Here is a 1,292-nt window from a genome sequence, read left to right as displayed (position 1 = left end):
CCACGGTCAAAACCTGGGGTGGTGTGGAATCGGGAGGATAAATAAAGTCAACCTCTACTTTCTTTGTTGCACCTGCTACTAATTGTAACGTCACTAAAGCTTGTCCTTGCTGTCCCCTTCTCTGCACCAAATGCAAATATTTTACCTGCATTTTTCCTAATTCATCTTCGTAACTCACCTTCACCGTGCCGCGAAAAAATATTTGCTCCACTTGGGGATTTAAAAATAATAATCTATCAGTTGCACCTTCATCTTTGAGAGGAGTTTGTATTAATATATTAACTGTTTGAGTTTGATTTGTCGGGTTATGTAATGGTAAAGTCAAATCATATTCCACCCCGTAATTACTATGTGCCCAATATGCTGTATCAGGATACCGAGCTAACATCTTGGCACTTTGAATCTGCTTAGTTGCCAGAGTTACTAAATGTACCGTTCCTAATGGGTAAGAAATCGCTTTACCTGATTCTGGGATGGTTAGTTTTGTCGCCTCCGAATTATCAGTAATTACCGCTTCCCACTTTGCACCTTGGGACACACCAGCAACTCGACCAAACACAGTAGGTTCTTTGGGTGGTTCCAATGGTGTGGGTATGGCATCCCGCTTTTCTGCCAAATTTCCATTGTTGAGTAAATTTTGCCACTCAGTTAAAGTTGGGGGACGATTGGCAGTTATGGCTAAATTGGCAATATAAATTACACCATCACTTTGTAAATGCATCATTGTTGTCCGACCATTGGATGAGGGTGCAAGCACGGCAATTGGTAAATTTGCTAATATTTGGCTTTTACCTGGTTCAATAACGATTTTTTCAGGGAAAGTATTTTGTCTCATTCCTTGCAATACATCACCCATTGTCCTGCTTCCTGGTCCCGAATAAACGTTATTTTGGGAATTATTTTGAATATCTGGTAAGGCAATAAAGGGAGCTTGTTGTGTTAGATAACTGGCAGCATTGAGTATTTCTAAGGTTACTGGTTTGTTGCCGGGATTATAAACAATTATGCCTTGATAAACAGTCCGATTTCTTGCTGGTATTTCTGCCCTAACAATGTGGTGGGAAAAAATATCAAATCTGCCTTGAAAGGGATAATTCAAATGTGCTGTGGGTGTTTTTTTTCCTTCTGTGGGAAAGGTTGAGAGTAAAATTCCATCACTTTCTACTAATTCTGGACTGTTGCTGTTGAAAGTGGGTATGGTATCGAGTTTTCCCGGTAATGGGTTGACTTGTTGGGGTTTTACTTCCACTCCAGCGATGTATTGTGGGGGAATGGTGTAGATATTGAGTGCG

At 40.6% G+C, this 1,292-nt stretch carries 1 protein-coding gene; it reads right to left on the bottom strand.

The window, feature by feature from the left end:
* A partial coding sequence (locus tag CK510_RS30515) for a DUF3370 domain-containing protein (protein WP_095725138.1) occupies positions 1-1,292 on the bottom strand: 1,292 nt, incomplete at both ends.

This window comes from Brunnivagina elsteri CCALA 953 (assembly GCF_002289455.1).
Taxonomy (GTDB): Bacteria; Cyanobacteriota; Cyanobacteriia; order Cyanobacteriales; family Nostocaceae; genus Brunnivagina; species Brunnivagina elsteri.
The sequence above is the reverse complement of the archived record's forward strand: the minus strand, read 5'-3'. Positions and strand labels throughout refer to the sequence as shown.